Raw genomic sequence first — 26,642 nt, 5'->3', positions numbered from 1 at the left:
CTCCTCGAACCGGAGCAGTCGATGCCCCCCACGACTACATTCGAACGACCGAGCAACGTCTCCGACGCCCTGGCCCGTGGCCGCCTCGGCGTCCCGTCGGTGATCTTCTTCGTGCTGTCGGCGGCCGCGCCGCTGACCGTGGTGGCCGGCGTGGTCACCACCGGCTACGCCGTCACCGGCGTCACCGGGATGCCGCTGGCCTTCCTGGTGGTCGGCGCGGTGCTCGCCCTCTTCTCCGTCGGGTACGTGGCGATGGCCCGCCGGGTGGAGAACGCGGGCGCGTTCTACGCGTACGTCTCGCGGGGGCTGGGCCGTCCGGCCGGCGTCGGCGCGGCGTGGGTCGCCCTGCTGGCGTACAACGCGCTCCAGGTCGGCCTGTACGGCGCGGTCGGGGCGGCGGCGACGCCGGTGCTGGAGCGGCTGTTCGGCGCGTCGCCGGCCTGGTGGGTGGTGGCCCTGGTCGCCTGGGCCCTGGTCGCCGTGCTCGGCCTGCTGCGGGTCGACGTCAACGGCATGGTCCTGGCGGTGCTGCTGGTCGCCGAGATCGCGGTGATCCTCGTGTTCGACCTCGGGCAGCTCGGCCACCCGGCCGGCGGCTCGGTGAGCCTCGCCGCGCTGTCCCCGGACAGCCTGCTCGTCCCGGGGGCCGGCGCGCTGCTGGTGCTCGCCATGACCGGTTTCGTCGGGTTCGAGTCCTCGGTGGTGTTCAGCGAGGAGAGCCGGGACCCGAAGCGCACGGTCCCGCTGGCCACCTACCTGTCGGTGGCGATCATCGCCGGGCTCTACGCCCTGTCGTCGTGGGCGATGACCGTCGCCGTCGGCCCGGACCGGATCTCGGCGCAGGCCGGCGAGCAGAGCGTCGAGCTGATCTTCAACCTGGCGGCGGCCCATCTCGGCGACACCGCCGTCACCATCGGCCAGGCGCTGTTCATGACCTCGGTGCTGGCCGCGATGATCTCCTTCCACAACACCACCGCCCGGTACGCGTTCGCGCTCGGCCGGGAGCGGGTGCTGCCGGCGGCGTTCGGGCAGACCTCGCCGCGCACCGGCTCGCCCCGGGTGGCCTCGCTCGCGCAGAGCGTCCTCGGCCTGCTGGTGATCGTGCTCTACGCGGTCAACGGCTGGGACCCGGTGCTCCAGCTCTTCTACTACGCCGGCTCCGGCGGCGGGTTCGGCGTGCTGCTGCTGATCGCCACCACGTCGATCGCGGTGATGGCCTACTTCGCCCGCACCCGGGCCCAGGAGAACCTGTGGCGGCGGCTGATCGCCCCGGGGCTGGCCGCCGTGGCGCTGGTCGCCATCATCACGGTGGCGGTGGACAACTTCGCCATCCTGCTCGGCGTCGCCCCCGACTCCGCGCTGCGCTGGGCCGTCCCGGCCGCGTACCCGGTGGCCGCGCTGGTCGGTGTGCTCTGGGCGCTGGTGCTGCGCAACAGCCGGCCCGACGTCTACGCCCGGATCGGGCTGGGCGCGGAGAGCGCCACCCTGGTGGCCGCCCCGGGCTTCGACGGCGAGCCGGCCCGCGCGGGCGCGGGGGCGCACAGGTGAGCGACGTACCCGTCGAGCGGCTCGGCCCGGCCGAGACCCGGCTGGTGGCCGAGCGGATCGCCGAGGCGTTCCTGGTGCTCCCGGCGACCCACTGGCTCGTGCCGGACGCCGCCCGACGCCGGCCCGTGCTGGCCGGCAACTTCGAGATCCTGGTCTCGCACGCCATGGCGCACGGCCAGGTGCACGCCACGGCCGACCGGGCGGGGGTGGCGGTCTGGTTCCCGCAGACCGGCGACGACGTCCCGCCCCCGGCGGAGTACGACGCCCGGCTGGCCGCCGCGTGCGGCGAGTGGGTCGACCGGTTCCGCCACCTCGACGACCTGTTCGCCGCGACCCACCCGCACGACCGGCACCACCATCTGGCGTTCCTCGCGGTCACGCCCGGCCGGCAGGGGCGGGGGATCGGGTCGGCGCTGCTGCGCCACCACCACGCCTGGCTGGACGCCAACGGGGTGCCCGGCTATCTGGAGGCGAGCAGCGAGCGGGGCCGGGACCTGTACGCCCGGCACGGCTACCGGCCGCGGGAGGTCTTCCGGCTGCCGGACGGCACCCCGTTCTTCCCGATGTGGCGGGAGCCGGCGACGACCGGCTGACGGCGGGAGCCGGCGACGACCGGCTGACGGAGCCGACACGCGAGGGGGCCCGGCGCACGCGCGCGCCGGGCCCCCTCGTCTTTCGTGCGGGCCGTGCCTAGTAGGTGCCGTCGAGCTGGCCCCGCAGCTTCGTCAGCGCCCGGGCCAGCAGCCGGGACACGTGCATCTGCGAGACGCCGATCTGGTCGGCGATCTGCGACTGGGTCAGGTTGCCGTAGAAGCGCAGCGTGAGGATCTTCTGCTCGCGCTCGTCGAGCGTGGCGAGCGCCGGGCCGAGGGCGACCCGCAGCTCGGCCAGCTCGAACTCGTTGTCCTCGCCGCCGAGCATGTCGCCCAGCTCGGTGGCCCGGTCGCCGTCGCCGGTCGGGGTGGACAGCGACACCGCGTTGTAGGCGCGGGCGCCCTCCAGGCCCTCCAGGACCTCTTCCTCGGTGAGCTTGAGGTGGGCGGCGATGTCGGCGACCGTGGGGGAACGGCCCAGCGTCTGGAGCAGCGAGCTGTTGGCGTCGGAGATCGCCAGGCGCAGCTCCTGGAGGCGGCGCGGGACGCGGATGTCCCAGGTGCGGTCGCGGAAGTGCCGCTTGAGCTCGCCGATGATGGTCGGGATGGCGTAGCCGGCGAAGTCGACGCCGCGCGCCGGGTCGAACTTGTCGATGGCCTTGATCAGGCCGACGGCGGCGGTCTGCGCGAGGTCGTCGGTCGGCTCGCCCCGCCCGCTGTAGCGGTGGGCGAGGTGGTTGGCCAGGGGCAGCCAGGCCTCGATCGCCCGGTCCCGCATCGCGGCGCGCGACGGGTGGTTGGCGGGCAGTGCCGCCATCGCGTTGAGCAGGTCGGCGGCGCTGTCGGTGAGCGCTCGCGGGTCGAGCTTGGCCGTGGTCTCCGGCGCTGTGGTCGTCTGCTCGCTGGTCGTTGGCGCGGTCATGGTGGTCCTCCCTGCACCTCGTCCGCGGATAAAAGACGTGACGCTTCGGTTTAGCTTCAGATGGGCCGTTCGGGACCCACCTTAGCCTGATCGGCTCCCAGAAATCTAGCCGAAAGTACGATGTACTTAAGGCGTGTTCGGGAACGAAGCCCCCAAAATGGGCGGCGACGTACGAATCTGTGATCGTGATTACCGGTTCCCAGTCGGTTACGGGTCCGCACTGTCGGCTTTCCGTCGTTGTCCCGCGCGCGGGACGGCCCGTAGCGTCGCGGGGAACCTTCCCCCGCCCGGAGGCGCCGTGCTCGACCCCGCCGACCCGCACCTCGTCGTGCACAGCCGCATGGTCTACCTCTGCTGGCTGCCGGCGGCCCCGGAGGCGGCCGTGGCCCTACTGCCCGCCGGGCTGCGCGCCGACGCGCACCCCCAGGTCTTCATGAACCAGTACGTCGTCGACGACGAGACCCAGACCTCCGGCCTCGGCGCCTACTCGCTGACCTACCTCGGCGTCTGCGTCGCCGGCCTGGCCGCCCCGGGCGGCTGGTGGACCCACTACCTGTGCTCCAGTCCCCGGGTGCGCGGCTACGCCGCCGCGCGCGGCGCACCCGTCGGGGCCGGGCACACCTGGCTGGAACGGCGCGGCGACACGCTGGTGGCGCAGACCGAGGTCGACGGCGTCCCGCTGATCCGCACCCGGGTCCACGTCGGCGACACCGGCCACGTCGTCCGCAGCGGCCACCACCGCTACGTCACCGCCCGGGGCGGGGAGCTGGCCGGCGGCGTCCACCCGTACGTGGCCGAACCGGTCACGCCGTTCGAGGTGGAGTCCGTCGACTTCCTCGACCCCGGCCACCCCGTCCACGCGCTGCGCCCCGCCAACCCGCTGACCATCACGGAGGGCTTCTACTCCCCGCGCGCCTCCTTCGCGTACCCGGGCGGGACGGGCCAGCTCGTGCCCGCTCACCAGGTGCCGGAGCGACGCGCCCGCAGCGGCCTGCCGTCCGGGTCGTAGATCAGCCGGTACGCCGGCAGCGCCCAGGCCCGGGTGCGCCACGGCAGCCGCGCGGGGCGGTGCGGGCGCAGCCGGCCCGGCGGGCGCGGGCCCACCCGCCCCGAGTCGTGCCAGCGCTGCACCGCGTCGGCCGCCGAGGTGATCGCCCGGATCGCCGAGGCCGGGTCGAGCAGGCCGTCGTCCTCGCCGCCGCCCGGGTCGCGGTCCAGGTGCTCGCGCCACAGCCGCAGCCGCAGGTCCCGGGCGAAGCGGCGGGCCCCGTCGCCCAGCCCGGCCGGGTCCACCGGGGCGCGGTCGTCCCGGGTCTCGTCGAGCACGGCGCAGGACAGCTCGCTGTCGTGGGTCCAGGAGCGGCGGTTGAAGTTGTCGCTGCCGACGCTGGCCCACACGTCGTCGACCACGCACACCTTGGCGTGCACGTAGACCGGGTCGCCCGCGTGGTTCTCCACGTCGAAGACGTGCACCCGGTCGGGCGCGGCCTTGCCGCACAGCGCCAGCGCCTGCTCCCGCCCGACCAGGTTCGGCGGCAGCGCGAACCGGCCGTCGACGTCGGGGTGCCGGGGGACCACGGCCACCAGGTGCAGCTCCGGGTTGTCCCGCAGCGCCCGGGCGAACAGGTCGGCCACCTCCGTCGACCAGAGGTACTGGTCCTCCAGGTAGATCAGCCGGCGGGCCCGGCGTACCGCCTTGGTGTAGCCGCGCGCCACCGTCCGCTCGCCGTCGGGGGCGAAGGAGTAGCGCGGGCGCACCGCCGGATAGGTGCGCAGCACCTGGATCCGGTGCGGCCCGCACGGCGGCGGGTCGGCCGGCTGGTCGGGCAGCGGGTCCGGGCGCAGGTCCGACCCGCGCAGCCGGTCCCGCAGGTAGGCCAGTGGGTTCTCCGAGTCCAGCGGCATCGGGTCGGTCCACCGCTCGCGGAACGTGGTGTCCAGCGCGCCGACCACCGGCCCGCGTAGCGCGAGCTGCACGTCGTGCCAGGGCGGGTGGTCGCCGTAGCGGGGCGACATCAGCACGGCCTGCCGGTCGCCGTGGTGGTCGGCGTCGTCGCGCCGGCTGTGGCACAGGTCGATGCCACCGGCGAAGGCGACGTCGCGCTCCGGCGCGCCGGGGTGGCGCAGCACGACGAGCTTCTGGTGGTGCGAGCCGCCCCGGCGGACCCGCTGGTCGAGCAGCACCTCGCCGCCGGCCGCGCAGATCGCCTCGCTGAGGCTGCGGTTCTCCGCCTCGCTGAACGACAGGGCGTCGAGGTGCGAGCGCCACAGCAGGCCCTTGACCACCACCCCGCGCTGCGCGGCCTGGCTGAACAACTGGGCGACGGTCGGGCCGTCCGGGCGCATCAGCTCGTCGGGGTCGCCGCGCCAGTCGGTGAAGAAGAGATGGTCGCCGGCCCGCAGCGCCTCCACCTCGCTGACCAGCCGGTCAAAGTAGGCCGAGCCGTGAATCAGCGGCTCGGCGAGGTTTCCGGTCGTCCAGACGGGTATCCGGGAGACCGGGTTGGCGCGTTCGGCCGCGGTGAGGAACCAGTCCCGCATCGGCACGCTCCAGCTCCCGAGGTCGACAACGTCCTCACCGTAGGACCCCCGCGCCGGGTCCGCACGCCGACGGGCACCCCCGGTGACCTGGCCGACGATCCGCGCGGAGCGTCACATCCGAGAGAGCGAAGCGCACACCGAGGAGGCCGCACGATGCCCGCCGAGCCGACCGATGTCATGACCGAGCAGCCCGAACAGCCGGTGGAGGGCGAGCGGGGGGCGCTCGTCGCCGTGTTGGTGATGGTGCTGCTGGGGGTGGCGGGGATCTTCGCGGTCTCCTGACCGGCAGCCGTTTTCGGGTACGCCGAAGGGCGTCACCGGGGACGAACCCCGGTGACGCCCGGCACGGCCCGCGTCAGGGGCGCGCGCCCTGCCCGCCGGTGTGCGGCAGCCGCTCGGCCGGGACCACCCCGAGCCGCCCGGCCTGGAAGTCCTCGAACGCCTGGATCAGCTCGTCCCGGGTGTTCATCACGAACGGCCCGTAATGGGCCACGGGCTCCCGGATGGGCTGCCCGCCCATGATGTAGAGCTCCAGGGCGGGGGCGTTCGAGTCCTGCGTCGCGTCGGCGGTCACCCGCAGCGCGTCGCCCGGACCGTGGACGGCGAGCTGGCCGGTGTGGAACGGCCGGCGCTCGGTGCCGACCGTGCCGCGCCCGGCGAGCACGTAGACCAGGGCGTTGAAGTCGGCCCGCCAGGGCAGGCTCAGCTCGGCCCCGGGCTGCACCGTCACGTGGGCGATGGTGATCGGGGTGTGCGTCGAGCCCGGCCCCCGGTGCCCGGCGACCTCGCCGGCGATGACCCGGATCAACGCCCCGCCGTCCGGCGTGGTGAGCAGCGCCGACTCCTTGCCGCGGATGTCCTGGTAGCGCGGCGGCTTCATCTTCGCCACCCTCGGCAGGTTGACCCAGAGCTGGAGGCCGTGGAACAGGCCGCCGCTGACCACCAGGTGCTCCGGCGGGGCCTCGATGTGCAGCAGGCCGCTGCCGGCCGTCATCCACTGGGTGTCGCCGTCGGTGATCGTGCCGCCGCCGCCCAGCGTGTCCTGGTGGTCCATGATCCCGTCGATCATGTAGGTCACCGTCTCGAAGCCCCGGTGCGGATGCCACGGGGTGCCCTTCGGCTCGCCCGGGGCGTAGTCGACCTCGCCCATCTGGTCGAGGTGGATGAACGGGTCCAGCTCGTGCATCGGCACCCCGGCGAAGGCCCGGCGGACCGGGAAGCCCTCGCCCTCGTAGCCGCTGGGTGCGGTGGTCAGCTTGCGGACCGGGCGGTAGCGGGTGGACTCGTCGAGTCGGGGCAGGCGGGGCAGGACGAGAACGTCGTCGACCGTGATGGCGGGCATCTCGAACTCCTTTACTCGCTGGGGGTGGACGAGGCGTCGCGGTCGCGGCGCAGCCGCCGGCCGAGGCGTTCGAAGACCCGGGTCAGGCAGGCGACCTCGGCGTCGTCGAGGTCGTCCATCAGGTGGGCGCGCACGGAGCGCAGGTGGTGCGGCGCGGCCTCGCGCAGCGCCAGCAGCCCGGCGGCGGTGAGCACCGCCTCGCTGCCGCGCCCGTCCTCGGCGCACGACTGCCGGGCCACCAGGCCGCGCTTCTGCATGGTGGTGATCTGGTACGTCAGCCGGCTGGGCGAGAAGACCAGTCGACCGGCCAGCTCGCCCATGCGCAGCCGCTGCCCCGGCGCCTCGGAGAGCAGCACCAGCACGTGGTAGTCGGCGAAGCTCAGCTCGCTGTCGGCCCGCAGGTCGTCCTCGAGCTGGGTGAACAGCCGCTGGCTCGACTCGATGTAGGCCCGCCAGCAGGCCATCCGCGCGCTGTCCAGGCTCTCCGTCATGCCCGCAACGGTAGCACTCTTTCAAATTTTGACAAGTGCTCCGAACCGGCTGTGAGCTGCGCTACTTTCCGCTATCGCGGTGCTTCGCTTCGGATTTGAACGAGAAACGCCGGGCGGGCCGTCGGCGGCGGCTGACAGACTGCTGGGCATGGACGACGTACGCCTGGCCGCCCCCGGGGTGCTGCTGCGCCCCTGGCGCGCGGCCGACGCCCCCGCCGTGCTGGCCGCCCTGCGCGACCCGGCCGTGTCGACCTGGAACCCGCAGGGCGACCTGGACGAGGCGCGGGCCCGCGAGTGGGTGCGCCGCCGCGCCGACTGGTCCGCCGGGGACCACGCCTCCCTCGCCGTCGCCGACCCCGGCGACACCGAACTGCTCGGCTCGGTGTCGCTGAGCGGCATCGGGGGCGGCCACGCCAACATCGGCTACTGGACCGCCCCCGCCGCCCGGGGGCGCGGCGTGGCCACCGCCGCCGTCCGGCGGCTCACCGCCTGGGGCTTCGCCATGCTCGGCCTGCACCGCGTCGAGCTGTTCCACGCCGTGGCCAACCCCGCCTCCTGCCGGGTCGCCGAGCGGGCGGGCTACCCCTTCGAAGGCACCCTGCGCGAGTCGCACCGCTACGGCGACGGCCGTCGCCACGACGAGCACCTGCACGCCCGCCTGGCCACCGACCCCTGACCGGCCCACCCGGTCCGGGTGGGGTGGGGTGGGGGCGAGCTGGGCGGGTGGCCGGCTCATGTCGGGCGGGTGGGGGTATCCCGGGGGGTCGGATGCCGCGATGTCGCCGACATGGTGTCGATCATGGGCCGGCTGGGTGGGGGAGGCCGTGGGTCGGCTGGTCATGTCGGGCGGGTGGGGGTAACCCAGGGGCCCGGATAGCGCCATGTCGCCGACCTGGAGTCGATCATCGCCGGGGCGGGGCCAAGGATCGGTCAGGGGCGGGCGCGGGCCCAGGTGAGGAAGCGGTCGGTCAGGTCGCCGGGCGGGGTGGCCGGGTGCAGGGCGGTCAGGTGTTCCCTCGCCTCCTCCCGCAGCACCGCGAGGTAGACCAGCAGCGAGGTGCGGTCGCCCCGGTATTCGGACAGCAGCGACAGTCGGGCCGCGCCGCAGGGCCACGGGGCGCCGCAGCGCCCGCACAGCCACACGGGGCGCACCGGCAGGTGGGGGCGCGGGCGCGGCATCAGCGGTACCGCAGCGCGACGGCGCGCGCCTCCTCGTCGGTGACCGGCAGGAACCACAGGAAACGTCGGACGATCTCCGGCGGGGTCGGCCCGTCGGGGTGGCCCCGCAGGTCGCGGATCGCCGGGCGCAGGAACAGGGTGAACGCCGCCAGCAGGACGGCGCGCAGGCTGTCGTCCAGGGGCAGGGCCCGCCAGGTCGGGCAGGGGAACGGCTCGCCGTCGTGCGCGCACCGCCAGTCGGGCCGCCCCGCGCAGTGCAGCTCCAGGTCGACCGGCACGTCGGCCGGGCGCACCGCAGACGCCGCCTTCTCCGCGTCGAGCCGCACCGCCTTCTCCGCGTCGAGCCGCTCTGGCTTTCCCGCGTCGAGCCGTGCTGGCGCGACCGACCCCGGCTCGCGTCCTGTGTGGTGTGTCATGGCGTCTCCCGGTCCCGTCGATCCGCGCCCCTCGACACCCCAACCTGCCGTGTGTAAGCGGACAGGAACAGCCCGTGCTGGCTATGGTGCCCAGACATCCCACACGACCACGGGGGAGACCATGAACGATGCGTTGCGCCTCGCCCTGCGCGACAGCGGGCACTCGATCGAGTCGCTCGCCGCCCGGCTGGGCGTCGACCGCAAGACCGTCGCCCGGTGGCTGAACGAGGACCGCATACCCCACGCCCGGCACCGGCTGGCGGCGGCCGAGGCGCTCGGCCAGCCCATTCGGGACATCTGGCCGGACACGTCGAGACGTCGTTACCCGATGGCGTGGTTCCGGCCGTGGCAGGAGCTGGAGCGGGAGGCGGTGTCGCTGCGGTCGTACCAGTCGATGGTGGTGCCGGGCCTGCTCCAGACGGAGGCCTACGCCCGCGCGGTGCTCGGCGGCACGGGCCTGATCGCCCCGGGCGACGTCGAGCAGCACCTCGCCAACCGGCTGGCCCGCCAGGAGATCCTGCGCCGCGACGACCCGCCCCGCCTCACGGCGGTCATCGACGAGGGGGCGCTGCGCCGCCCCGTCGGCGGCCCGGAGGTCATGCGCGGGCAACTGGAGGCCCTGGTGGCGGCCTGCGCGGCCCCGCACGTCCGCGTGCACGTCGTGCCGGCGACGGTCGGCGCGTACGCTGGGCTGAACGGTCCGTTCGTGCTCGCGGTGGGGCCGGAGCTGCGGACGGCGGGCTATGTGGACACCCAGCTCGACGGGCAGCTCGTCACCGACCCGGAGGACGTCGCGGCCCTGCTGACCGTCTGGGAGAACGTGCGCGGCGAGGCGCTCTCCCACTGGCAATCGGCCGACCTACTCGGGGAGATGGCGAAAGCATGGACCTGACCGGCGCGCGGTGGCGCACGAGCACCCGCAGCAGCGGCAACGGCGGCGACTGCGTCGAGGTCGCCGACAACCTGCCCGGCGTGGTGCTGGTGCGGGACAGCAAGGACCGGGCCGGCGCGACGCTCACCTTCGCGCCCGCCGCGTGGCGGGGCTTCGTCGAGTGGCGGGGCTTCGTCGAGCGGGCGAGGCGCGCCGGCTGACCCGGGCTGGGCTGGGCCGCGCCGGGTCGTGCTGGGCTGACCCGGGCTGGGCTGGGCTGCATGTCGGCGACATGGCGGTATCCGGGCGACCGGGAAACCGCCATGTCGCCGACATGGAGTCGATCATGGGCGGGGCGGCCTGCCGGGCATCGGCCTCTCGCCGGACATCGGGCTGCGGGCGGATGCCCCGGCCCGCCGTCCGGCGACCCTGCCCGGGCGCCGGCCGCGCGAACGCCCCGGCCCGCCCCGAACGGCGGCCCGCCCCGCCTCCCGGACGCCGGGCCGCCCCGCCTCCCGGACGCCGGGCGGCCCCGGGGGAGTCCCCGGGGCCGCCGGTGGGTGGTCGGGTAGCCGCTCAGCGGGCGGTCGCCCCCGTCGGCGTCATGTGCATCCGGCCCAGCAGTTGCCGGGCCTGGTCGGCCACGCCGGCGTCGACGGTGACCGCATACTGGGCGGCGCGCAGCGCGCTCGCCGAGGTGAAGTCCCGCTGGCCCCCGCTCATCGCGTGTGCCACCGCGCCGAACACGGCCCCCCAGATCGCGCCGATCACCAGCCCGACCAGGACCACCGCGATCCAGCTACCGGCGGTGAAGATGCCGAACAGCAGCCCGATGAACAGGCCGAACCAGGCGCCCGTGCCCGCGCCGATCAGGGCCGCGCGGCCCGTGGTCAGCCGGCCGAGCACCGTCTCGACGAGGGTGAGGTTCGTCCCCACGATCGCGGTGTGTTCCACCGGGAACCGGTTGTCGGCCAGGTAGTCCACCACCCGCTGTGCGGACGGATAGTCCGGGTACGACCCGATCGTCACCGTGGGCGGCCCCAGCTGTGGGCCGTGGCCGTCGCCACCGGGTGTGGCGGGTCGGCCCGCCGGGCCGTACGGGAGGTTGTTCGCGCCCGGCATTCCGGGTTGCCAGGCCGCAGTCGAGGTCGTGGGTCTGGTCATGGTGTCCTCCTTCGTCGACCACCCGCCTTCCCCCGGCCGGCGGGCGGTAACGTCGCCGCCGGTGGCGAATGCCGCTCGGCCAGGCCGGGACCGCCGGTGGCGAATGCTGCTCGGCCCGGCCGGGTAGGCACCGGCGTGGACAGCGGACGGATCAGCGAACACGGCTTCCTGGCCGACGGCCGCAGCGCGGCCCTGGTCGACCGGGCCGGCTCGGTCAACTGGTGGTGCCCGGCGCGGTTCGACGCCCCGTCGGTCTTCGGCCGGCTGCTCGGCGACGACGCGGGCCACTGGTCGATCCGCCCCGAGGCCGGGTTCACCAGCGAACGCTCCTACCTGGACGACACGCTCGTGCTGCGTACCGTCTTCACCACCGCCGAGGGGTCGGTGGCGGTGACGGACGCGCTCGCGCTGGAGCCCGGCGCGCGTGGCCACGACATCGGCCGGCGCTCGCCCCGGGTGCTCGCCCGGCTGGTGGAGGGCGTCTCCGGCGCGGTGCCGGTGCGGCTGACCTACCGGCCCCGCTTCGAGTACGGGCGGGTCGCCGCGTATCTGGTCGCGCACCCCGAGGGGCTCGACGCGACGGCCGGGGCGGCCCGGCTGCGGCTGCGCGGCGACGTGCCGCTGACCTGCGGCGAGAGCGAGGCCACCGCCACGTTCACCGTCCGGGCCGGCGAGGCCTACGGCTTCACCCTGGGGTACGCCCCGGCGTACGACGGCGGGGAGCCGGCGACGCCGGACGCGGCGGCGACGGTGGCCGAGACGGCGGCCGGCTGGCGTTCCTGGGCGGGGCTGCACCCGTACCAGGGCCGCTGGCCGGAGCTGGTGCGGCGCAGCGCGCTGGTGGTGCAGGGCATGACGTACCAGCCCAGCGGCGCGATCGTCGCGGCGGCGACCACCTCGCTGCCGGAGGCGCTGGGCGGGGACCGCAACTACGACTACCGCTTCGTCTGGGTGCGGGACTTCAGCCTGACCCTGCGGGCGCTGTGGCTGGCGGCCTGCCCCGACGAGGCCAACCGGCAGTTCGCCTGGGTGGCGCGGGCGATGGGCCGCATCGGCAACCAGCCGGTGCCCATCATGTACGGCGTCGAGGGGGAGCGGGACCTCACCGAGCACCGGCTCGACCACCTCGCCGGGTACGCCGAGAGCCGGCCCGTCTTCGTCGGCAACGACGCGTGGCGGCAGCGGCAGACCGACGTGCTCGGGGAGATCATCGACGCGGCGTGGCTGATGCGCCACTACCTGGACCCGATGGACCCGGAGGTGCGCCAGCTCCTGCGCGGCCTGGCCGACCGGGCCGTCGCCGACTGGCACCTGCCCGACTCCGGGATGTGGGAGGCCCGCGACGCCGAGCGGCACTACGTGTCGTCGAAGGTGCAGTGCTGGGCCGCCCTGGATCGGGCGGTGCGCTTCGGGTCCCGCCTCGGCGACGCCGCCGACGTGGCCCGCTGGGCGGACGCCCGGGACGCCGTCCGCGCGGCGGTGCTGCGGCGGGGCTGGAACGAGCGCGTCGGCGCGTACACCGGGGCCTTCGAATCGGCGGACCTGGACGCCTCGGTGCTGCTCATGCCGCTGGTGGGGTTCCTGCCCGCCGACGACCCCCGGATGCGCACCACCATCGACGTCGTCGAGGCGCGGCTGTCCCACGACGGCCTCCTGCGCCGCTGGGACGGCGACCCGGCGGGCTTCGTCATCTGCTCGTTCTGGCTGGTGGGCTGCCTGGCCATGGCCGGGGAGGTGGACCGGGCCGAGCGGCTGTTCGAGTCCCTCGCCGGCCGGGTGAACGACCTGGGCCTGTTCGCCGAGCAGATCGACCAGGCCACCGGGGAGCAGCTCGGCAACTTCCCGCAGGCGTTCTCGCACATCGGGCTGATCAACGCCGCCGGGCAGCTGACGGAGGCGACGGCCGCCCGGAGACCCGCCGACATCGACGCCGACGCCGACGAGCGGCGACGCGCAACGGGTGCGGACCGCCCGCGCCAGACCGTGCCGACGGGCACGGCACGACCGGAGGGAGCACGCTGATGACCGGACGGCTCGACGGGAGGACGGCCCTGATCACCGGCTCGGACTCGGGGATCGGGCAGGCCAGCGCCATCGAGTTCGCCCGCGAGGGCGCCGACGTGGTGGTGCACTACCTGCACGACCGGCAGGGGGCCGAGCACACCCGGGACCGGGTGGAGCGGGCCGGCCGGCGGGCGGTGGTGATGCGCTGCGACATCACCGACGAGCAGGACGTCGAGGCGATGTTCGACGCGGCCATCGCCGAGTTCGGCAGCCTCGACGTGCTGATCAACGACGCCGGGGTCGACGCCTCCGGCATCCCCGTGGCGGACCTGGACACCGAGACGTGGGACCGGGCGATCCGGACCAACGTGTACGGGGCGTTCTTCTGCTCCCGGCGGTTCGTCCAGCACCGCCGCGACCAGGGCGGCCACGGGAAGATCATCAACATCACGTCGATCCACCAGGAGGTGGCCCGCGCCGGCGGCTCGGACTACGACACCAGCAAGGGGGCGCTGCTGGAGTTCGCCAAGAGCCTCGCGCTGGAGGTCGCCCCGATGCACCTCAACGTCAACAACATCGGGCCCGGGATGGTGCTCACCCCGTTCAACCAGAAGGCCATCGACGACCCGGCCTACCTGGAGGAGCAGGTGCAGTCGATCCCGTGGAAGCGGGCCGCCGAGCCCGAGGAGATCGGCCGGCTGGCCGTCTTCCTGGCCAGCGACGACGCCGACTACGTGACCGGGTCGACGTACTTCATGGACGGCGGGCTCATGCAGAACCAGGGCCAGGGCGCCTGAGCGGCGTCGCCGCCCGCCCGACGGGTCCGGGCCCCGGCCCCCGCGCTTCTCGCGCGGCGGCCGGGGCCCGGTGGTGGTGGTGAGAAGGGGACCCTGCTATACCGGAGGCGTTAACAGGGGGCCCTTCCTTGTTCCTTAGTTGCAGCGGGAGCCGTTGAGGGCGAAGCCGCTGGGGGCGGGCAGCGAGGACCCGGAGAAGGTGCCCTGGAACCCGACGCTCACCGTGCCGTTGGCCGGCAGGTTGCCGTTCCAGGCCACGTTGCGGACGAGCAGCGTGTCGCCGCTCTGGCTCCATTCGCCGTTCCAGCCGCTGGACAGCCGCACCCCGGCGCTGGCCGGGAAGCCGAAGCTGAGCGACCAGGCGTTGAGCGCGCTTCCGCCGTTGGTGATCCGCAGCTCGGCGGTGAACCCGCCGGTCCACGTGTTCGGGGTGAAGGTGACCGTGCACCCGCCGGCCGGTGGGTTCGTCGTCGGCGGCGCGGTGGTCGGCGGCGCGGTGGTCGGCGGGGCGGTCGTGGGCGGGGCGGTGGTCGGCGGGGTCGTCGTCGGCAGCGGGCCGGCGGCGATCGCCAGGTCGTAGGCCCGCTGCGGGACGAACTGGCCGGCGGCGGCGATGCAGCCGTCGGCCTCGCCGGGCAGCTTCACCCACAGGAACGCGGCGATCGCCGAGTCTCCGGTGGCGGTGGTGCTCGGCGTGCCGATCGCCCGCCCCGGCGGGTCGCACCACTCGGAGCCGAGCGGGCCGTTGCCGTTGCGGCTGGTGTCGATGACGGCCTTCAGCCGGGACACGCCGGTGGCGGCGATGACCTGCTTGGCGTACGACACGGACTCGGCCGTGGTGCGGTAGTTCGACACGTTCAGCGAGATGCCGTCGGCGCTGTTGGCGATGTCGGCCCCGTTGAGCCGGGACGCGATCTCGCCGGGGGCCAGCCACGCCGAGTTGCCCGCGTCGAAGTAGACCTTGGCCTGGGACGAGCCCGACTTGAGCTTCTTGCCGGCGTACGCCATCGACGCCCGCGTCTCGGCCTGCTGGCTGGAGTTCTGGCAGTTCGTCATGATCGGCAGGACGTCGGGCTCCAGCACGATCGTGGCGGGCCGCCCCGCCAGGCCGGCGGCGACCTGGTCGACCCACTGCCGGTAGGCCGAGTGGCTGGGCGCGCCGCCGGTGCTGGCCCCGCTGCAGTCGCGGTTGGGGATGTTGTAGACCACCATGATCGGGATCTTCCCGGCCGCGGCGGCCGCCCCGACGTACTGGTCCACCTCGGAGCGTACGGTCGAGGTGTTGGTGGTGGTGAACCAGCGGCCCTGCGGCACGCTGGCGATCCGGTCCCGGATCACGGCGGCGCGCGAGTCGCCGGGGTTGGCGGCCACCCAGCGGGCGGCGCTGGCCTGCGGGTCGACGTAGAACGCGGAGTCGGCGGCGGCGGCCGGGGTGGCCCCGAGCAGGCCGGCGGCGACGGTGGCGGCGGTGAGTGCGGTCGCGCCGGCGGCCACGGCCGCGAGCGCCGGTCTGCTTCTCATGGGCGTCGTCCTCCACGGATCGATGGTTATGCGTGGAAGCGCTCCCACGCTTTCTCGACAAGGTACGCGTCCATTGCCGGCATGTGAAGACCCTGTGACGTTGTTCGATCGGTTTCCGGGTCACGCCTTCGGGCGGGCGCGCAGGTGGGCCCGCTCGCCCTGGCTGCCGAACAGGCTGAGGAACTCCACCGGCCCGGGATCGGCGGCCCCGAACCAGTGCGGCAGGCGGGTGTCGAACTCGGCCGCCTCGCCGGGGGAGAGCACCAGGTCCCGCTCGCCGAGCACCATCCGCAGCCGGCCGTTGAGCACGTACAGCCACTCGTAGCCCTCGTGGGTCTGCGGGTCCGGCTCCCGGCGGCCGCCGCCCGCCGGGATCACCAGCTTGTACGCCTGGATGCCGCCCGCCCGGCGGGTCAGCGGCAACATGATCATGCCGTGCCGGGTGACGGGGCGCAGGTGGATGCGCGGGTCCCCGGTCGGCGGAGCGCCCACCAGGTCGTCGAGCGTCACCCCGTGCGCCCGCGCCAGGGGGAGCAACTGCTCCAGGGTCGGCCGGCGGGCACCGGACTCCAGCCGGGACAGGGTGCTCACCGAGATGCCGGTCGCCGCCGACAGCTCGGCCAGCGTCGTCTCGCGCTGCCGGCGCAGCGCCCGCAGCCGGGGCCCGACCCCGGCGAGCGCCTGATCCAGGTCGTCGGTCACCCCACGAGCTTGCCAGACCGCCGAGCCGCCCCACGCCCTACGATCAACGGATGGGAGTGGACCGGGCGCGCGTCGTGGTCGTCGGGGCGGGCATCGCCGGGGTGGCCTGCGCCGCCGAGCTGCACCGGGCGGGGATCCCCGTCCAGATCCGCGAGCGCGCCCGGGTGCCGGGCGGCCGGATGGCCAGCAAGCGGTTCGACGGGCGGCCGGCGGATCTCGGCGCGGCCTACTTCACCGTGAGCGATCCCGGCTTCGCCGAGGTGGTACGCGGCTGGGCGGTCGCCGGGCTGGCCCGGGAATGGACCGACACCTTCGTGGCCTACTCCGCCACCGGCCGGCGGGAGGTGCCCGGCCCGATGCGTTGGGCCGCCCCGCGCGGGCTGCGCTCCCTGGTCGAGCACCTGGCCGCCGACCTGCCCGTCGTCGTCGATCGGCTGGTGCTCGGCGTCGAGCCGGGGCCGACCGTCGACGGGGAGCCCTGCGCCGCCGTGGCGCTGGCCGTGCCCGGCCCCCAGGCGGCCCTGCTGCTCGATCCGGCGCTGGGGGCGGCCACCGCCGCCGTGCAGGCGCAGCGGTGGTCGCCGACGCTCAGCGGGGTGCTGCGCTTCCGGGCCCGGTCCTGGCCCGACTTCCGGGGCGCGTTCGTCAACGACCACCCGCTGCTCAGCCTCGTCTGCGACGACGGCGACCGGCGCGGCGACGGCGCCCCGGTGCTGGTCGCGCACACCACGCCCGAGTTCGCCGCCGGGCACCTCGCCCAGCCCACCGGGGCGGCGCGGGCCATCGAGGAGGCCGTCCGCGACCTGCTCGGCCTGCCCGACCGCGCCGAGCACGTGCACGTGCACCGCTGGACGTACGCGAAGCCCGTCGACCGGGCCGGCGACGGCACCTACCACCTCGACGCCGACGGCATCGGCCTGGCCGGCGACGCCTTCGGCGAGCCCCGGATCCAGAGCGCCTGGCGCTCCGGCCGAGACCTGGGCCGAGCCCTGACGGCCCGCCTGACCCCCTGACCCCCGCGCCCCGGGGATCCCCCCGCCCTCGGCGATCTTGCAGTTGCGGCCCCTGGAACGGGGCTTATGCCCGTTGTTCCCGGGCCGTAAGTGCAAGATCGCGGGAGGTGGGGGAGCCGGTGCGTTCGCCCTCGCGGTCGAGCAGCTGCATGACCGGGGTGGCGGCCACCCCGTGCACCACCACCGACACGATCACCACCAGGCCGACCGTCGCCCACAGCAGCTCCGCCTGCGGGAAGTCGGCCTTCGTCGTCGCGTACGCCAGGTAGTAGAACGAGCCGACGCCCCGGATGCCGAACAGGGCGATCACCCAGTGCTCCGCCGGCCGGCCCGGCGCGCCGCGCAACGACAGCCAGCCGACCAGCGGCCGGACCACGAAGACCAGCGCCAGCCCGACCAGCGCCGCCGGCCAGGTCAGCGGGGCGAGCAGCCCGCCGACCACCGCGCCGCCGAACAACAGCAGCAACAGGACGGTCAGCAGCCGCTCGACCTGCTCGGCGAAGTCGTGCAGCACCGAGTGGAACTCGTGGGTGCGCTCGGCCGCCCGGATCGCCCGGGCCGCCACGAACACGGCCAGGAAGCCGTAACCGCCCACGACCTCGACCAGCCCGTACGCGAGGAACGTCGCGGCCAGCGCCAGGAACCCCTCGGCGTGGCGGGCCAGCCGCAGCGTGCTCGGGGCGCGGAAGAACAGCTTGCCGAGCAGCCAGCCGACCGCCAGCCCTCCGCCGACGCCGACGGCCAGCTTGTAGAGCACGTCGACGGTGAACCAGTCGACGAACCACTCGCGCGGGGCCAGCCCGGCGGTGGCGATCGCGACGGCCGCGTACACGAAGGGGAAGGCCAGGCCGTCGTTGAGACCGGCCTCGCTGGTCAGCGCGAACCGCACCTCGTCCTCGGAGTCCTCCACGTCGGTCGGCTCGCCGACCTGCACGTCGGAGGCGAGCACCGGGTCGGTCGGGGCGAGCGCCGCGCCGAGCAGCAGCGCGGCGGCCGGCACCAGCCCCGCCCACCACCAGCCCAGCAGCGTCACCGCCGCGATGCACAGCGGCATCGCGATCGCCAGCAGCCGCCAGGTGGACGACCACCTGGCCCAGCTCAGCGGGCGGTCGATCTTCAGCCCGGCGCCCATCAGCGCCACGATCACGCCGATCTCGGTGAGGTGGGTGGCGATCTCGGAGTGCTCCAGCGGGTCCGGGTCGGGCAGCCCGGTCGGCAGGATGAAGATCAGCATGCCGAGGCCGAGGAACGCGATCGGCATCGACAGGGGCCGGCGCTCCAGCACCCGGGGGAGGATCCCGGCGAGCAGGGCGCCCAGCCCCACCACCGCGAACGAGACGTCTACCGGCTCCACGGCACCACCCTTCCGCCCGCCCGCGAGATGCGGGCGAGTGGTGACGGACCTTGCCCCGTGCACGGCCGCCGTAAGCGTGCTCGCCGGAATCGATGCGTCGCGGCACGGCCGCCCCGGGCGCGGTGCTCCCCGGCGGCCGGGCCGCTGCGCGGTCGGCGCGCGACGCCGGTTGGGCCGCTGCGACGGTCAGGGCGACGCCGCGAGCGGTGAGCTCGCCAGCGACTCCAGCAGGGCGGCCGGGTCGTCGTAGACGGCCACCGCGCCCGCCCCGGCCAGCTCGCCCCGGCTGGTCCCGCCGCAGGTCAGCCCCACACACGGGATGTCCAGCTTGCCGGCGGCGGCGACGTCCCAGACCGAGTCGCCGACGAAGACCACCCGGGCCGCGTCCAGGCCGGACTGCTCCAGCGCGGCGACCAGGATGTCCGGCGCGGGCTTGCTCTGCTCGGCGTCCGCCGCGCAGGTGACCGTCGTGATCGCGTCGTCGGCGTCCAGCGCCCGGCGTAGCGCCCCCACCTCGTGCGCGGCGGCCGAGGTGGCGAGGACCACCCGCAGCCCCCGGGCGGCGCAGGCGCGCAGCAGGTCGGCGGCGCGCGGCAGCGGGGTCAGCCGCTCCCAGTACTCGCCGTAGAGGCTGTCGTGGGCGTCGCGCAGCCTCCCGTCGGCGGCGCGGTCCCGTTCCGGGCCGAGCAGATGGTCCAGGAGCTTGTCGGCGCCCATCCCGATGGCGCGGTGGACGGTCGCCATCGGCACCGGCCGGTCGGCCTGCCGCAGCGCCTCCCACCAGCACACCGTGTGCAGATAGGTGGTGTCGACCAGGGTGCCGTCGACGTCGAAGAGGACGCCGCGCTGAGTGTCGGTGGCCATGCGTGCCCTCCTACCCGGTCGGGGCCCGCCCTACCCGGCCGGGGCGGCGCGTCACCCGGCCGGGATGAGGATCTCGAACCAGACCGTCGAGCCCCGGACCGTCGGGTCGGTGCCCCAGGCGTCGCTGAGCTGCTCGATCAGGCCGAGCCCCCGGCCCCGGCTGCTCAACGTGTCGGTGTGGGCCCGCGTCACGGTGCCCCGGGTGCCCGAGTCGGCCACCGACACCAGCAGCCGCTCCGGGCTGAGGTCGATCTCGACGCGGGCGGCGGTGCCCGCGTGCAGCAGCGCGTTGGTGGTCAGCTCGCTGGTGCACAGCACCGCGGCGCCGACCACGGCCTCCGGCACCTGCCAGTCGGTGAGCTGGGCGGTCATCCAGTGCCGCACCCGGCTCGGCGCGGTCGGCTCCGCCGGCACCTCCATGCCCGCCGAGCGGCTGGGGATCAGCGCGTGCTCCACCGCCAGCACCGCCACGTCGTCCTCCGTGGCACCGGCGACGGCCGCCGTCGCCACCGCGCACAGCGCCCGGGGATCGCCGCTGGCCGCCCCCGCCACGGCGGCGGCCAGGCTGTCCAGCCCGGCGACGAGGCTCTGCCGCCGCCGCTCCACCACGCCGTCGCTGAACAGCAGCAGGGTGTCGCCGGGGGCGAAGCGGACGGTGGTGGTGCGCGGGGCGCAGCCCAGCCCGAGCGGTGCGCCGGGCGGCACGTCCAGGTATTCGGCCACGGGCTCCCCGCCGGGCCCGCCCCGGCGCACCAGCGGCGCGGGGTGCCCGGCGCTGGCCAGGGTGAGCCGCTCCCGCTGCGCGTCGACCACCCCGAACACCACGGTCACGAACAGCTCCTGGCTGCCGGTCTCGGCACCGAGGCTGCTCACCAGGCGGTCCAGCCCGGCGAGCACGGCGTCGGGCCGGGGATCGGTCAGGGCCAGCGCGCGCAGCGCCGCCCGGACCTGACCCATCCGGGCCGCCGCCTGCACGTCGTGGCCCGCCACGTCGCCGAGGACGACCCCCAGCTCGCCGCTGGGCAGCAGGAACGCGTCGTAGAAGTCGCCACCGGCGGCGTTGCCGTCGACACCGGCGTCGTAGCGGGCGGCGATCCGCAGCCGGGGCAGGGCCGGCAGGTGCTCCGGCAGCATGCTGCGTTGCAGCAGCTGGGCGGTGCCGTGCTGGGTCTCGAACCGGCGGGCGCGCTCGGCGGCCTGGCCGATCAGCTCGGCCGAGGCGGCCAGCAGGGCCCGTTCGGCGGCCGACCAGGCGCGCGCCGCGTGGTAGCCGACGGTCAGCCCGCCCCGCAGCGCCGACGTGCGCAGCGGCTGGGCGGCCAACGCCCGCACCTTCTGGTCGTGCCGGTCCACCGCGATGTCCCGCAGCGGCTGCCCGTCGGAGACGAACTGGGCGACCCCGCTGCGCGCGGCGACGATCAACGGCCCGGTGGAGTCGGCGGGCGAGCGCCGCCACAGCGGGGGCAGCCGCTCGTCGGCCTCGTCCAGCAGCTCGCCGCGGACCCGCCGCACCGTGCGCCACCCCGCCCCGTCGTCGACGCCGAAGGTGACCCGGTCGGTGTCGAACGCGGTGAGCAGGTAGCGCAGGGCGACCCGGGCCACGTCGTCCAGGGTGAGCGTGCCGGCGAGCGCGGCGGCCACGTCGCTGAGGCTCTGCAACTGCTCGGTGGCCTGGCTGGTCTCGGCGGTCACGGTCAGCACCCCGACGACCCGCCCCGCGCTGTCGCGCACCGGGGAGTGGCCGCGCGTGAACACCGCCTGGCCCCGGGCGTCGGGCTGCTGCCGGTCGTACGGGAGCACCGCCTCCCGCTCCAGCGACGACTCGCCCTGCCGGTAGGCGCGCTCGAACGCGTCGCCGACGCCCGGCTCGCCCCACACGTCGGCGAACACCTCGCCGGCCGGCCGGCCCGCCGCGCCGGGGTGGCGGTCGCCGATGAGGGTCGCGTACGCGTCGTTGTAGAACAGCAGGAGGTCGTCGCCGAGGGCCAGCGCCATCGGCACCGGCGAGGCGAGGATCAGCTCGGCCGCGCCGCGTACCGCCGGGTCCCAGTGCTGGGGCGGGCCGAGCGTCGTCGCGGCCCGGGACCGGCCGGGAACGACGCCTGCGGCGTCGGGGGCGGACGCCTCCGCGGCGGGCGTAGCTGGCGTGGGGACTCGCCCGACCGTGCCTGGCATGTCCGCAGCCTAGCCGGACCCGCCCGCCGACGGCCCGATCGCGGGGCCGACCGGCGTCGGGCGTCCGCGCGGGGCGGTCGGCCACTGCCCGTCAGCGCAGGTCAGGCCCGCTCTGGGGGGCGATGTCGGGAAATTCGGTACGTGTCGCGCGGCGTGCGGCGCACCGAGGCGGGTATGCGCGCGCCGAAGTCCATGCGACAGGAGGGACACCATGCAGAAAACCCTCGCGGTCGGGCAGGTAGACATCGGTACGGCCCTGACCGATATGTGGAGGTCGGTGCTGCTCTTCGTCCCGAGGGCGATCGCGTTCATCGTGATCCTCGTGGTGGGGTGGCTCATCGCCAAAGCGGTCCTCAAGATCGTGGACGCGGCACTGGAACGGGTGGGGTTCGACCGCGCGGTCGAACGGGGTGGGATCCGGCGCGCGCTGGAACGCACCAAGTACGACGCCAGCGACATCCTGGCGAAACTGGCGTACTACGCCGTGCTGCTGTTCACCCTGCAGTTCGCCTTCGGGGTGTGGGGGCCGAACGCGATCAGCGACCTGATCCGGGGAGTGGTCTCGTGGCTGCCCCGGGCGTTCATCGCGATCGTCATCGTGGTGGTGGCCGCCGCGATCGCCAACGCGGTGCGGGACCTGGTCACCGGCTTCCTGGGCGGGCTGTCCTACGGCCGGGTGCTGGCCGACCTGACGGCGATCTTCATCCTGGCGCTCGGTGTCATCGCCGCGCTCAACCAGGTGGGCATCGCCACCACGGTCACCACGCCGGTGCTGATCGCGGTGCTCGCCACGGTGGCCGGCATCCTGATCGTCGGCGTCGGCGGCGGCCTGGTGCGGCCGATGCAGAACCGCTGGGAGGGGTGGCTCGACCGGGCCGCCGAGGAGTCCCGGATGCTGCGGGAGCACCGCCAGGCGCAGGCCACCGGCCGGGGCGACGTCGAGCGGCGGATGGCCGACCGGGGCGGCGAGCGCGCCCGGGCCATGCCGGAGGGGTCGATGACCGGCGCCCGCGGCGGGCAGGGGACGTACCGCTCCGGCGCCATGCCGGGCGACGAGACCCAGCAGTTCGGCCGCCCGGGTAGCTGACCGGGGTGAGCACGAGACGGAGGGGGCCCGCGCGGGCCCCCTCCGCCGTGCGCCCGGAGCGGTCGGGTCGTCGCCGGAGCGCGGCCGCGTCGCCGAGCGGCGCGGGCCGTCAGAGCGTCGGCAGCGGGGCCGGGTGGGTGTCCAGGGCACGGGCCAGGGCGCAGACCGCGAGCAGGCGGACGAGCAGCCAGTCGGGCTCGGCGAAGTCCGCCGAGCGGGTGGGCGGCTGCCAGCCGTGCTCGCGCGCCGCGTCGCGGACGCCCTCGGCGTAGCCGGCGAGCGCGGCGGGGGTCAGCGGCCGGCGGTCGCCGCCGAGGGCGTCCCGGACGGCGGCGGCGTGCTGGTCGACCTCGGCCAGCAGCCCGGGGCGGGTGGCGGCGGCGGCGAGCCCGGCGGTGCCGATCGAGACCGTCAGCACGGCGAGGGCGGAGCTGGCGGAGTCCACGGCGGTGCGGCCCGGGGCCCGGTTCGACGGCAGACGCATGAGGACCGAGGCTAACCGGCCGGTAACCACGCGCGCCTCCACCGCTCGGCCGGTCCCCGGTCCTCCACCGGTCGGCCGGCACCCCGGCCGCCGGGATTGACCCGGCCGGTGCGGGGCAGAAGGGAGGACGGGTCGACACCGGCGCGACCGGCACCGTGGAGGAACGCATGGGACAGCAGGACGGACCCGACGGGCGGCACCGCCGCCCCGCCGGGGTCAGCGACGGCACCGTCGAGGCGCTGGGCAAGCTCAGCGAGGCGCTGGAGACCGTCGAGCGGGCGCGCGGGCACCTCTACGCGCTGCACCAGCTCGTCGGCCACGCCGACCTGATGCTCGACGACGCCGTCGCGCAGTTCCGCGCGGCCGGGCACGACACGATCGCCGACCGGATCGCCACCGACCTGCTCGGCCGCAACGTGATCGCCGGCCGGTGGACCTTCCAGATCGTCGAGGACTTCGACGACGGGTACTACGCGCTGTTCCGGGACCTCGACCGGCAGGCCCGCGACGAGCTGGTCGGCGGCCGGCGCCACCTGTACGAGGCGGAGCTGAAGGAGCGGCGGCGGACCCGGGGCCGCCCCGGGCACGAGGCGCGCCCGGCCGGCGACTGACGCGGCCGGCGGCGGCGTGGCGTCGCGGCTAGTCGGAGGAGGGCGCGTTCGCCGGGCGGCGGCGGGAGGCGTCGTCGGCGATGATCACCGTGGCGACCATCAGGGCGACGCAGAGGCTGAACAGCCACGAGTCGTCGGTGGCGAACCTGGCGGCGACCGGCGCCTGGGCGGCGGCGAGGAGGAAGCCGAGCCAGGCGAGACGACGCTGACGGACGGTGAGGAAGCCGGAGCCCTGTCGCATTCGGAAAGTCTTGCGCGACGCGCCGGGATCGCCGTCACCCGATCGGACGATTCTGGATGACCTGTCCGGGTTTCCGGCCGTAGGTGCCGCACTTTTTGCCGTTTCGGGGGAGGCGTGGAAAGCCGCTGGTTGCTCCGGCCCGGGTGCGGCAGGATGGTCGATCGTGTCCCGCCCCGCGTCGCCCCGACCCGCCCTGCTCCTGCTCGCCTACCTCGCGTTCGTCAGCCTCGGCCTGCCCGACGGGCTGCTCGGCGTCGGCTGGCCGTCCATGCGGGCGGACTTCGACGTGCCCACCGAGGCCGTCGGCCTGATGCTGACCGCCGGGACCACCGGATACCTCACCGCCAGCGTGCTGGCCGGGTTCTCCCTGGCCCGGCTCGGCGTCGGCCGGCTCCTCGCCGGCAGCACCCTGCTGGCCAGCCTCGCGCTCACCGGGTACGCGTCCAGCCCGGGGCTCGCCGTCACGACCGGCTGCGCGCTGCTGCTCGGGCTCGGCTCGGGGGCGATCGACTCCGGGCTCAACGCGTACGCGGCCAACGCGTTCGGCCCCCGCCACATGAACTGGATGCACGCCTTCTTCGGCCTCGGCGTCGCCATCGGCCCGCTGATCATGACCGCCGTGCTCAGCGCCGGCATCTCCTGGCGCTGGGGGTACGGCATCGTCGCCGCCGCCCAGCTCGCCCTCGGCACCGCCTTCGCCCTCACCGTGCGGGCCTGGGTCGACCGCACCGCGCCGCCCCCGCCCGCCGCCGGCCCGGCCCCGCTGCCCACCACCGACCCCGTCCGGGTCCGCGACACGCTGCGCCTGCCGGCCGTCTGGCTGGGCTCCCTCGCCTTCGCCGTGTACGTCGCCATCGAGATCGCCGCCGGCCTGTGGGCGTTCCTGCTGCTCACCGAGGGGCGCGGGCTCACCGCCGGGGTGGCCGGCGTGTGCGTCTCCGGGTACTGGGGGAGCCTGTTCCTGGGGCGGGTGGTGCAGGGCTTCGTCGCCGAGCGCCTCGGCACCGGGCGGGTGCTGCGCGCCAGCCTGCTCGGCATGGTCGCCGGCGCGGTGCTGATCGCCCTGCCCGCGCCGGCCTGGGTGGCGGTCGCCGGCCTGCTGGTGCTGGGCTTCGCCGCCGCGCCCGTGTTCCCGCTGCTCACCCTCGGCACCGCCGAGCGGGTGGGCGCCGCACACGCCGACCGGACCATCGGCGTGCAGATCGCGGCGGCCGGGCTGGGCGGGGCGCTGGTGCCCAGCGGCATCGGCGCGCTGGTCGCGTACACCTCGGTGGAGGCCCTCGGGCCGGCGCTCGTGGTCCTCGCCGCGGCCCTGACCACCCTGCACGCCGTCGCGTCCCGCCGGCCCTGACCGACCCGGCCGGCCGGCCGTCACATGCTGTCGGGGCCGGTCCGTCCCGTGGTCGACGGCCGGCACGCCCGCTCCGCGTCGGTGCGCTCGCGCTCCCGGCCGGCCGGCGACGCGCCCCGGTCCACCGCCTCCGGGCCGCGCCCGAACGCGGCCTCCTCCCCGGCGTCGTTGCCGGTCACGTCGTCGGCCTGCCCGTCGAGGGTCGACCGGGCCAGCGCCCGGTCCAGCTCCTCCAACGGGAGCCGCTGCTCGTCGCGCCACACGTGGCTGTCGTTGTCGGTCATGCCTTCGCCGTACCCGGGGCCGGTGGGCGCAAACGGCCCCGGGCGCGACGATGGCCGCCGGATGCCGGCGGCCATGGTCAGCTCGTGCGGGGGACGGTCAGGGCCGGGGCCGGTCGACGCTGCCGCGCCAGGCGCCGGTCTCCTGACCGCGCCGCTCGATGAACTGCTTGAACCGTTCCAGGTCGCCCTTGGCCCGGCGGTCGACGACGCCCAGCTTGTCGCCGGCCTGCTCCACCACGCCGTGCGGCTCGAACTCCAACTGGAGGGTCACCCGCGTGTTCGCCTCGTCGAGGCGGTGGAAGGTCACCACCCCGGCCTGCTGGGTGCCGCCGGTGGAACGCCAGGCCACCCGCTCGTCGGGCAGCTGCTCGGTGATCTCGGCGTCGAACTCGCGCTTGACCCCGGCGATCTCCACCGTCCAGTGGGTCTTCGTGTCGTTGAGCTGTCGGACCTCCTGCACCCCCTCCATGAAGTGCGGGAACTCCTCGAACTGCGTCCACTGGTCGTACGCGGTCCGGATCGGGACGGACACGTCCACGTGCTCGGTTACGCCACTCATCAGCAATCCTCCTCAGTGCGCGGGTGCGGGGCGGGCCGGGGGACGGTCCCCCTCACCAACGCGTCGTCTCGTTCCTGTGCCCGAGGGCGGCCCACACCTCGGAGACCGTCTGGTAGCGGGTGCCCGGAGGCAGCCCCTCCAGGGCGGCGACCAGGTCGGCCGGCGCGTCGTTGTCGCGCGCGTTGGCGACGAGCGCCTCCCGGTCGCCCGGCAGGGCGGTCATCGTGATGAACCGCCCGAGCCGGCTGCGCCGCTCCACGTCGGCGGGGCTCATCCCCTGCGGCGCGCCGGTGCGCAGCTCGCCCGCCGGGGCCGTGGTGGCCTCCGGTTGGTCCTCGCCGGCCGGCTCGGGCTGGCGGAACTCGTCGACCCGTGAGCCGCCGACGCCGGGGCCCTGGACCAGGCCGCTGACCTCCTGGCTCATCTGCTCGTCGACCCTCGGGCTGTGCTTGCTGCTGCCACGTTCCATGCCTTCTGCGCTACCCGGGGCGGACGCCGGTAAACCGGTGCGGCCGCCCCGCCGGCCGC

29 protein-coding genes and 1 pseudogene are annotated in these 26,642 nt (G+C 75.0%); 13 read left to right on the top strand and 17 right to left on the bottom strand.

What is annotated here, in order from left to right; translation table 11 throughout:
• Positions 1-21 precede the first annotated feature (21 nt).
• Both HDA31_RS18490 and HDA31_RS18485 read left to right on the top strand, forming a co-directional pair.
• Complete coding sequence (locus tag HDA31_RS18490; protein ID WP_178064221.1) at positions 22-1,548, top strand: APC family permease; 1,527 nt, start codon at positions 22-24, stop codon at positions 1,546-1,548.
• Complete coding sequence (locus HDA31_RS18485) at positions 1,545-2,141, top strand: GNAT family N-acetyltransferase (protein ID WP_178064222.1); 597 nt, start codon at positions 1,545-1,547, stop codon at positions 2,139-2,141. Before HDA31_RS18490 ends, HDA31_RS18485 begins: the two co-directional genes overlap by 4 nt.
• 97 nt (positions 2,142-2,238) lie before the next feature.
• Here the strand turns inward: HDA31_RS18485 and HDA31_RS18480 are convergent, their stop codons facing one another.
• The gene (locus tag HDA31_RS18480; protein WP_074475916.1) at positions 2,239-3,063 is read right to left on the bottom strand and encodes a SigB/SigF/SigG family RNA polymerase sigma factor; all 825 of its coding nucleotides are present in this window, start codon (positions 3,061-3,063) and stop codon (positions 2,239-2,241) included.
• 298 nt (positions 3,064-3,361) lie between these two features.
• Between HDA31_RS18480 and HDA31_RS18475 the strand changes: the two genes are divergently transcribed.
• Positions 3,362-4,072, top strand: a complete 711-nt coding sequence (locus HDA31_RS18475; protein WP_178064223.1) for an acetoacetate decarboxylase family protein — start codon at positions 3,362-3,364, stop codon at positions 4,070-4,072.
• On the opposite strand, the gene HDA31_RS18470 is transcribed toward HDA31_RS18475, so the two are convergent.
• On the bottom strand, positions 4,021-5,610 hold the full coding sequence (locus tag HDA31_RS18470; RefSeq protein WP_178064224.1) for a phospholipase D family protein: 1,590 nt from the start codon (positions 5,608-5,610) through the stop codon (positions 4,021-4,023). The two genes, HDA31_RS18475 and HDA31_RS18470, sit on opposite strands and share 52 nt — an antisense overlap.
• A gap of 147 nt (positions 5,611-5,757) precedes the next feature.
• On the opposite strand from HDA31_RS18470, the gene HDA31_RS32345 reads away from it, so the two are divergent.
• Positions 5,758-5,886 (top strand): hypothetical protein, encoded by a 129-nt coding sequence (locus HDA31_RS32345; RefSeq protein ID WP_256095649.1) that lies wholly within the window; start codon positions 5,758-5,760, stop codon positions 5,884-5,886.
• A 73-nt stretch (positions 5,887-5,959) separates the two neighbouring features.
• On the opposite strand, the gene HDA31_RS18465 is transcribed toward HDA31_RS32345, so the two are convergent.
• On the bottom strand, positions 5,960-6,946 hold the full coding sequence (locus tag HDA31_RS18465; RefSeq protein ID WP_178064225.1) for a pirin family protein: 987 nt from the start codon (positions 6,944-6,946) through the stop codon (positions 5,960-5,962).
• An 11-nt stretch (positions 6,947-6,957) separates the two neighbouring features.
• The gene (locus HDA31_RS18460) at positions 6,958-7,437 is read right to left on the bottom strand and encodes a MarR family winged helix-turn-helix transcriptional regulator (protein WP_178064226.1); all 480 of its coding nucleotides are present in this window, start codon (positions 7,435-7,437) and stop codon (positions 6,958-6,960) included.
• Positions 7,438-7,585: 148 nt separating this feature from the next.
• Here HDA31_RS18460 and HDA31_RS18455 point away from each other — a divergent pair, with 148 nt between their 5' ends.
• Complete coding sequence (locus tag HDA31_RS18455; RefSeq protein WP_178064227.1) at positions 7,586-8,113, top strand: GNAT family N-acetyltransferase; 528 nt, start codon at positions 7,586-7,588, stop codon at positions 8,111-8,113.
• A 254-nt stretch (positions 8,114-8,367) separates the two neighbouring features.
• Here HDA31_RS18455 and HDA31_RS18450 read toward each other — a convergent pair whose 3' ends face one another.
• Positions 8,368-8,616 (bottom strand): flavin reductase, encoded by a 249-nt coding sequence (locus tag HDA31_RS18450; protein ID WP_091280047.1) that lies wholly within the window; start codon positions 8,614-8,616, stop codon positions 8,368-8,370.
• Positions 8,616-9,032: a hypothetical protein gene (locus tag HDA31_RS32340; RefSeq protein WP_246384551.1), complete on the bottom strand. Its 417-nt coding sequence runs from the start codon at positions 9,030-9,032 to the stop codon at positions 8,616-8,618. The genes HDA31_RS18450 and HDA31_RS32340 overlap by 1 nt, the downstream gene beginning before the upstream one ends.
• Positions 9,033-9,153: 121 nt before the next feature.
• Here HDA31_RS32340 and HDA31_RS18440 point away from each other — a divergent pair, with 121 nt between their 5' ends.
• A complete protein-coding gene (locus tag HDA31_RS18440; protein ID WP_178064228.1) occupies positions 9,154-9,924 on the top strand; it encodes a helix-turn-helix domain-containing protein in 771 nt (256 codons plus the stop codon).
• On the top strand, positions 9,915-10,124 hold the full coding sequence (locus HDA31_RS18435) for a DUF397 domain-containing protein (RefSeq protein ID WP_178064229.1): 210 nt from the start codon (positions 9,915-9,917) through the stop codon (positions 10,122-10,124). Before HDA31_RS18440 ends, HDA31_RS18435 begins: the two co-directional genes overlap by 10 nt.
• Before the next feature lie 355 nt (positions 10,125-10,479).
• Here HDA31_RS18435 and HDA31_RS18430 read toward each other — a convergent pair whose 3' ends face one another.
• On the bottom strand, positions 10,480-10,947 hold the full coding sequence (locus tag HDA31_RS18430; protein ID WP_176734934.1) for a general stress protein: 468 nt from the start codon (positions 10,945-10,947) through the stop codon (positions 10,480-10,482).
• Between the two features lie 255 nt (positions 10,948-11,202).
• Here HDA31_RS18430 and HDA31_RS18425 point away from each other — a divergent pair.
• Together HDA31_RS18425 and HDA31_RS18420 are read left to right on the top strand one after the other, a co-directional pair.
• Positions 11,203-12,975, top strand: a pseudogene (locus HDA31_RS18425) (glycoside hydrolase family 15 protein); the annotation flags it as partial.
• Between the two features lie 113 nt (positions 12,976-13,088).
• The gene (locus HDA31_RS18420; protein WP_074475926.1) at positions 13,089-13,868 is read left to right on the top strand and encodes an SDR family NAD(P)-dependent oxidoreductase; all 780 of its coding nucleotides are present in this window, start codon (positions 13,089-13,091) and stop codon (positions 13,866-13,868) included.
• Between the two features lie 135 nt (positions 13,869-14,003).
• Here the strand turns inward: HDA31_RS18420 and HDA31_RS18415 are convergent, their stop codons facing one another.
• Entirely contained in the window at positions 14,004-15,389 is a 1,386-nt protein-coding gene (locus HDA31_RS18415) for a glycoside hydrolase family 6 protein (protein WP_178064232.1), read from the bottom strand.
• 120 nt (positions 15,390-15,509) lie between these two features.
• Positions 15,510-16,091 (bottom strand): helix-turn-helix domain-containing protein, encoded by a 582-nt coding sequence (locus HDA31_RS18410; RefSeq protein ID WP_178064233.1) that lies wholly within the window; start codon positions 16,089-16,091, stop codon positions 15,510-15,512.
• 50 nt (positions 16,092-16,141) lie between these two features.
• On the opposite strand from HDA31_RS18410, the gene HDA31_RS18405 reads away from it, so the two are divergent.
• Positions 16,142-17,104 carry an NAD(P)/FAD-dependent oxidoreductase gene (locus HDA31_RS18405; protein WP_178064234.1) on the top strand — a complete coding sequence of 321 codons (963 nt, stop codon included), beginning with the start codon at positions 16,142-16,144 and terminating at the stop codon, positions 17,102-17,104.
• A 64-nt stretch (positions 17,105-17,168) separates the two neighbouring features.
• Here the strand turns inward: HDA31_RS18405 and HDA31_RS18400 are convergent, their stop codons facing one another.
• The 3 genes from HDA31_RS18400 to HDA31_RS18390 form a co-directional block, all read right to left on the bottom strand.
• Positions 17,169-18,458, bottom strand: coding sequence for a cation:proton antiporter (locus HDA31_RS18400; protein ID WP_178064235.1), 1,290 nt, complete (start codon positions 18,456-18,458; stop codon positions 17,169-17,171).
• A 186-nt stretch (positions 18,459-18,644) separates the two neighbouring features.
• A complete protein-coding gene (locus tag HDA31_RS18395; protein WP_074475930.1) occupies positions 18,645-19,322 on the bottom strand; it encodes an HAD family hydrolase in 678 nt (225 codons plus the stop codon).
• Between the two features lie 51 nt (positions 19,323-19,373).
• The gene (locus tag HDA31_RS18390) at positions 19,374-21,497 is read right to left on the bottom strand and encodes an ATP-binding SpoIIE family protein phosphatase (protein WP_178064236.1); all 2,124 of its coding nucleotides are present in this window, start codon (positions 21,495-21,497) and stop codon (positions 19,374-19,376) included.
• Positions 21,498-21,708: 211 nt separating this feature from the next.
• On the opposite strand from HDA31_RS18390, the gene HDA31_RS18385 reads away from it, so the two are divergent.
• Positions 21,709-22,584, top strand: a complete 876-nt coding sequence (locus tag HDA31_RS18385) for a mechanosensitive ion channel family protein (protein ID WP_074475932.1) — start codon at positions 21,709-21,711, stop codon at positions 22,582-22,584.
• Positions 22,585-22,693: 109 nt separating this feature from the next.
• Here the strand turns inward: HDA31_RS18385 and HDA31_RS18380 are convergent, their stop codons facing one another.
• The gene (locus tag HDA31_RS18380; RefSeq protein WP_178064237.1) at positions 22,694-23,068 is read right to left on the bottom strand and encodes a DUF6401 family natural product biosynthesis protein; all 375 of its coding nucleotides are present in this window, start codon (positions 23,066-23,068) and stop codon (positions 22,694-22,696) included.
• 167 nt (positions 23,069-23,235) lie between these two features.
• Here HDA31_RS18380 and HDA31_RS18375 point away from each other — a divergent pair, with 167 nt between their 5' ends.
• A complete protein-coding gene (locus tag HDA31_RS18375; protein ID WP_178064238.1) occupies positions 23,236-23,679 on the top strand; it encodes a hypothetical protein in 444 nt (147 codons plus the stop codon).
• A gap of 28 nt (positions 23,680-23,707) precedes the next feature.
• On the opposite strand, the gene HDA31_RS18370 is transcribed toward HDA31_RS18375, so the two are convergent.
• Entirely contained in the window at positions 23,708-23,920 is a 213-nt protein-coding gene (locus HDA31_RS18370) for a hypothetical protein (protein ID WP_074475935.1), read from the bottom strand.
• A 163-nt stretch (positions 23,921-24,083) separates the two neighbouring features.
• On the opposite strand from HDA31_RS18370, the gene HDA31_RS18365 reads away from it, so the two are divergent.
• Positions 24,084-25,271 carry an MFS transporter gene (locus HDA31_RS18365; protein ID WP_246384552.1) on the top strand — a complete coding sequence of 396 codons (1,188 nt, stop codon included), beginning with the start codon at positions 24,084-24,086 and terminating at the stop codon, positions 25,269-25,271.
• Between the two features lie 20 nt (positions 25,272-25,291).
• On the opposite strand, the gene HDA31_RS18360 is transcribed toward HDA31_RS18365, so the two are convergent.
• From HDA31_RS18360 to HDA31_RS18350, 3 genes are all read right to left on the bottom strand, one after another.
• The gene (locus HDA31_RS18360; RefSeq protein ID WP_178064240.1) at positions 25,292-25,555 is read right to left on the bottom strand and encodes a hypothetical protein; all 264 of its coding nucleotides are present in this window, start codon (positions 25,553-25,555) and stop codon (positions 25,292-25,294) included.
• Positions 25,556-25,652: 97 nt separating this feature from the next.
• Positions 25,653-26,114 carry an SRPBCC family protein gene (locus HDA31_RS18355; RefSeq protein WP_074475938.1) on the bottom strand — a complete coding sequence of 154 codons (462 nt, stop codon included), beginning with the start codon at positions 26,112-26,114 and terminating at the stop codon, positions 25,653-25,655.
• Between the two features lie 52 nt (positions 26,115-26,166).
• Positions 26,167-26,583: a DUF2795 domain-containing protein gene (locus tag HDA31_RS18350; protein WP_074475939.1), complete on the bottom strand. Its 417-nt coding sequence runs from the start codon at positions 26,581-26,583 to the stop codon at positions 26,167-26,169.
• Positions 26,584-26,642 lie beyond the last annotated feature (59 nt).

Source organism: Micromonospora carbonacea (genome assembly GCF_014205165.1).
Classification (GTDB): Bacteria; Actinomycetota; Actinomycetes; order Mycobacteriales; family Micromonosporaceae; genus Micromonospora; species Micromonospora carbonacea.
The sequence above is the reverse complement of the archived record's forward strand: the minus strand, read 5'-3'. Positions and strand labels throughout refer to the sequence as shown.

Coding starts and splice junctions, on each gene's coding strand:
- HDA31_RS18490 (WP_178064221.1), top strand. CDS start 22: ATGCCCCCCACGACTACATTCGAACGACCGAGCAACGTCTCCGACGCC.
- HDA31_RS18480 (WP_074475916.1), bottom strand. CDS start 3,063: ATGACCGCGCCAACGACCAGCGAGCAGACGACCACAGCGCCGGAGACC.
- HDA31_RS32345 (WP_256095649.1), top strand. CDS start 5,758: ATGCCCGCCGAGCCGACCGATGTCATGACCGAGCAGCCCGAACAGCCG.
- HDA31_RS18465 (WP_178064225.1), bottom strand. CDS start 6,946: ATGCCCGCCATCACGGTCGACGACGTTCTCGTCCTGCCCCGCCTGCCC.
- HDA31_RS18460 (WP_178064226.1), bottom strand. CDS start 7,437: ATGACGGAGAGCCTGGACAGCGCGCGGATGGCCTGCTGGCGGGCCTAC.
- HDA31_RS18455 (WP_178064227.1), top strand. CDS start 7,586: ATGGACGACGTACGCCTGGCCGCCCCCGGGGTGCTGCTGCGCCCCTGG.
- HDA31_RS18450 (WP_091280047.1), bottom strand. CDS start 8,616: ATGCCGCGCCCGCGCCCCCACCTGCCGGTGCGCCCCGTGTGGCTGTGC.
- HDA31_RS32340 (WP_246384551.1), bottom strand. CDS start 9,032: ATGACACACCACACAGGACGCGAGCCGGGGTCGGTCGCGCCAGCACGG.
- HDA31_RS18440 (WP_178064228.1), top strand. CDS start 9,154: ATGAACGATGCGTTGCGCCTCGCCCTGCGCGACAGCGGGCACTCGATC.
- HDA31_RS18435 (WP_178064229.1), top strand. CDS start 9,915: ATGGACCTGACCGGCGCGCGGTGGCGCACGAGCACCCGCAGCAGCGGC.
- HDA31_RS18420 (WP_074475926.1), top strand. CDS start 13,089: ATGACCGGACGGCTCGACGGGAGGACGGCCCTGATCACCGGCTCGGAC.
- HDA31_RS18415 (WP_178064232.1), bottom strand. CDS start 15,389: ATGAGAAGCAGACCGGCGCTCGCGGCCGTGGCCGCCGGCGCGACCGCA.
- HDA31_RS18405 (WP_178064234.1), top strand. CDS start 16,142: ATGGGAGTGGACCGGGCGCGCGTCGTGGTCGTCGGGGCGGGCATCGCC.
- HDA31_RS18395 (WP_074475930.1), bottom strand. CDS start 19,322: ATGGCCACCGACACTCAGCGCGGCGTCCTCTTCGACGTCGACGGCACC.
- HDA31_RS18390 (WP_178064236.1), bottom strand. CDS start 21,497: ATGCCAGGCACGGTCGGGCGAGTCCCCACGCCAGCTACGCCCGCCGCG.
- HDA31_RS18385 (WP_074475932.1), top strand. CDS start 21,709: ATGCAGAAAACCCTCGCGGTCGGGCAGGTAGACATCGGTACGGCCCTG.
- HDA31_RS18380 (WP_178064237.1), bottom strand. CDS start 23,068: ATGCGTCTGCCGTCGAACCGGGCCCCGGGCCGCACCGCCGTGGACTCC.
- HDA31_RS18375 (WP_178064238.1), top strand. CDS start 23,236: ATGGGACAGCAGGACGGACCCGACGGGCGGCACCGCCGCCCCGCCGGG.
- HDA31_RS18370 (WP_074475935.1), bottom strand. CDS start 23,920: ATGCGACAGGGCTCCGGCTTCCTCACCGTCCGTCAGCGTCGTCTCGCC.
- HDA31_RS18360 (WP_178064240.1), bottom strand. CDS start 25,555: ATGACCGACAACGACAGCCACGTGTGGCGCGACGAGCAGCGGCTCCCG.
- HDA31_RS18355 (WP_074475938.1), bottom strand. CDS start 26,114: ATGAGTGGCGTAACCGAGCACGTGGACGTGTCCGTCCCGATCCGGACC.
- HDA31_RS18350 (WP_074475939.1), bottom strand. CDS start 26,583: ATGGAACGTGGCAGCAGCAAGCACAGCCCGAGGGTCGACGAGCAGATG.